We start from the raw sequence: 3550 nt of genomic DNA, 5'->3' as shown, positions 1-3550 counted from the left end.
AACGGGGCCGATACTCCGCGTAGCAGATCGCAACCTAGAACGATCTTCCCGGGGCCCTGGGGGACGAACCGGACACGGATGGCGGACACGGATGGCTGCGGAAGGGCGCGGCTGAACGCGGATGCCCGCACCGCTCGGGCGGCCGGATCCGCCTGCGTGGTCGGCATGCTGCGGCTGGGGCAGGATTTGCCCAGGTAAGGGCGGTCGTCGTCACATAGCGCAGCGCAAGCCGCCGTTGACCCGCGAATTACGCTTATTGTGGTAGCTCTATCCGGTCATTTCGCCGGCATCATCGCGGGGGAGGCGGTGACGTGAAGCGACCGGCGCCCGCCTCCACACCCCGTGAAGGTCCGCCTGCGGAAGGCCTACCCAATTCGCCGGTTGCTTAGGGGAATGCCGGGTCTGACGCGGCGGGGGCGGACAGCCATCGGACGGCTGCCAACCCGCGGCCGCCGGTCGGCGGTGCGATGGTCGGCGGTGCGGCGGTCGGCACCGATGCCACGGCGCCGATCTACCGCGGGCCCTCGGCCACGTCCACCCGCCCTGCCACGTCTCCCTGACCCGTCGCGTTTCCCCTGTCCGCCACGCCGGGTGGGGTGGTCGTCGGCGGCCCCGGGGATCCGGTAGGCGGTTCGGGGAACCCGGATGGCGGGTCCGGGGCCGCGCCGGCCGCGCGGGGGCCGGGTCGTCGTCGCGGCCTGCGGTCCCGGATTACGCTGATTCTCGCGGCCATGCTGAGCGTCGCCGTCCTCGCCGCCACGGTGTCGGGCTGGGTGATCCTCACCGTTTACGATCACAAGATCGCGCGGGCGAGCATCGCCCTGCCGCATGTCGACGTTTCCCGGCCCCCGGCGGTGCCGGCGGGGACGGAGAACTGGCTGCTCGTAGGCTCCGACGTGCGGACCGGCTCGGATGCCGCGAAGGTCGGCGGGGCCCGCTCGGACACGATGATGATCGCGCACCTGTCGTCGGACGGCACGACCCAGATCGTCTCCATACCGCGGGACCTCTACCTGCCGATCCCCGCCTACACCGACGGCGACGGCGGCACCCACCGCGCCCGCCGGGACCGGGTGAACAGCGCTTTCAACAGCGGCGGCCCGGTCCTGCTGGTCGCGACCCTGGAGCAGCTCACCGGGGTGCGCATCGACCACTACGCCGAGATCGACTTCGGCGGCTTCCAGCAGATGACGACCGCCATCGGCGGGATCGACGTCTGCCTGACCGCCTCGCCCTACGTTGAGACCGTCACCCTGGACAACGGCCGCGGGTCCACGCGACCAACCTCAACGACCCCAGCTCCGGATTCGTCGGGCAGCCGGGCACCAACCACCTCGTCGGCGCGTAGGCCCTCGCCTTCGTCCGCCAGCGTCACGGATTCCTCGACGGCGACCTGTCCCGTATCCACCGCCAGCAGGCGTTCCTGGCCGCGGTGTTCCGCAAGGTGTCCTCCGGTGACGTGCTGCTACGCCCCGCCAAACTCGTCGCGTTCCTCGGCGCCGTCACCCGGTCCACGGTCCTCGACGACGCCACCGACCCCGCCGACCTGCGCCGGCTCGCCACCCGGCTGCGCGGCATGGACAGCGGCGCGGTGACCTTCGCGACGATCCCCGTCACCGGGCAGGTGGCCCATCCGGCGTTTTACTTCCTCTACGATCCCGACGCCGTACGCGCCTTCTTCGCCCAGGCGATGGGCGACGACGACAGCGCGGCGGGCGCCGGCGGTGCCGCAGCGTCGCCGGGCGCCGGCGCCGATCCCCTCGTCTCGCCGGGCGTCACCCCGCAGCCCGGGGCGAGTCCCCCGGCCACCGTTCCGGCCGCCGGCACGGACGGGACCGCCTCGACCACCACCGCCTCCTCGGAGTCGTCGGCGTCGGCGTCGGCCGGAGCCTCGCGCGACTCGGGCCGCGTCAGTCTGGCGGGCTCCGGGCTCGCCGCCGGGTCGTCCCTGCCGGGCGCTGCCGTCATCCCCCAGATCACGACGCCGGGCTCTGCCCCGAGCACCAGGGCCGACAGGGCCGCCGAGCCGGGAGGCATGACCGCGACGGCGACCACGACGGCCGTGCCGACCACGACGGCCGTAGCCTCCTGCATCCAATGATCGTGCTCGGCCCTACCCTGAGCCGCACGAATCGAAAGGAACGACTCGAGGTCAGCCCGTGAGCAGCGCGCGGGACATGACGACCCGCTGGACCTGGTTGGTGCCCTCGTAAATCTGAGTGATCTTTGCTTGAGGAGGCTGATCATGCCTTTTACCTGCACGTTTGGTACTTCGCCCGCGTAGTGGTGGCCGCCAAATCCACACCATGTCCACAGACGCTCGAAATCCACCCTGGACGGGGCCCGTCCGTGGAGGCAGCCTGTCCGGACCGAGTGGTGGACTCGATCGTCTTCCCGCTCAGGTCCCGCCGTTGCCACCCGACGTCCAGGACGCCGGCTGCACCAGCGCGTCGGGTAGCATCCCCCCACCCCCCCGGGCGACCTCTAGCTGTCCCTGAACCACCCCTCGCACCCCGATGAGGTGCACCCCGATGAGATTTGGGCCTCGGAAGTACGGGCCTTGGAGGTCTGCGTTGCTGAGGTCCGCGCTGCGGAGGTCGCCGTTCTGCGCTTGGAGACGGGTGAGGCTGGCGGGGCCGGTGAAGTTCGCGCCGGTGAGGTCGGCGCGGGGGGATGGCGGGGAGGCGGCTGCCCTTCGATCCGCGGGCGCACCGGTTGGCGGCCTAGTCGGTCTTCTCCGGGATCGTGCACCGGATCCCCCGGCGCCGTAGCAGTGCCCGGTTCGCCCGGGAACTGTAGGCCTTGTCCGCCAGGACCTGGTCGGGTCGAGTCTTCGGCCGGGACGTCCTGCCATGGCGTCCCAGCCCGTGTCCGCCACACAGCCCCGGCCGTAGCGATCCCAGCCACGATCCACAGCCGCCGCCGGCCTGCTCGCCGACGTGCCCCCCGTTGTCAGCCAAAAGCAGGGTTGTGCGCCTTCGTGGAAGGTAGGTTACAGACAGCCCCGGCCGGTGGGGGAGATGGCCCCCCGCCTCCTGGACGCCTGCCAGACCCGCTCGGGGGTGGCGGACCCAGCTGGGCCGGCACCGCCAGGACCAGCTCGGCTACCACTGTGGGGCGGGGGCCATCTCCTACCCCGACGCGCTGCTCGCGTCCGAGCCTGGTCTCGCGCCGCCGAACCCGCTGACAGCGTTGACACGTTGACAACCAACATCAACGAGACCATCGCCGCAGGTCAGGACCCCTGAGTCGCTGTCAACACCCCCCGCTGACAGGCCGTTGACAGCGTTGACAGGTGAGCCAGGCCCCGAGCGGCTTTCCCAGCGGAACCCGCTGACAGCGTTGACACGTTGACAACCGGCCTTTTCGGAGGTGTTTCCGCAGGTCAGGATGGGTGCCGGGCTGTCAACGGGGCCGTTGACACGGCGTTGACAGCGTTGACACCTCTGCTGGACCGAGGTCCGGGCGGTACGCCGATGTCAGGGGGGGCCGGCGAGGTAGCGCTGGAGGCTGGCGTGGCGGAATTCCCATACGGCACCGGCCTGGCGTA

1 protein-coding gene and 3 pseudogenes are annotated in these 3550 nt (G+C 71.0%); 2 read left to right on the top strand and 2 right to left on the bottom strand.

The window, feature by feature from the left end:
• Positions 1-731 precede the first annotated feature (731 nt).
• Both G6R25_RS29960 and G6R25_RS29955 read left to right on the top strand, forming a co-directional pair.
• Positions 732-1178 (top strand): annotated as a pseudogene (locus tag G6R25_RS29960) (LCP family protein); the annotation flags it as partial.
• A 281-nt stretch (positions 1179-1459) separates the two neighbouring features.
• Positions 1460-2101, top strand: a complete 642-nt coding sequence (locus G6R25_RS29955; RefSeq protein ID WP_235949456.1) for an LCP family protein — start codon at positions 1460-1462, stop codon at positions 2099-2101.
• A gap of 297 nt (positions 2102-2398) precedes the next feature.
• Here G6R25_RS29955 and G6R25_RS29175 read toward each other — a convergent pair.
• Positions 2399-2587, bottom strand: a pseudogene (locus tag G6R25_RS29175) (hypothetical protein); the annotation flags it as partial.
• A gap of 139 nt (positions 2588-2726) precedes the next feature.
• A pseudogene (locus tag G6R25_RS22540) lies at positions 2727-2840 on the bottom strand (IS5/IS1182 family transposase); the annotation flags it as partial.
• Between the last annotated feature and the right edge of the window lie 710 nt (positions 2841-3550).

Source organism: Candidatus Frankia alpina, from assembly GCF_902806485.1.
Taxonomy (GTDB): Bacteria; Actinomycetota; Actinomycetes; order Frankiales; family Frankiaceae; genus Frankia; species Frankia alpina.
Note: the sequence above shows the minus strand (reverse complement) of the source record. Positions and strands in the feature narration are given on the sequence as shown.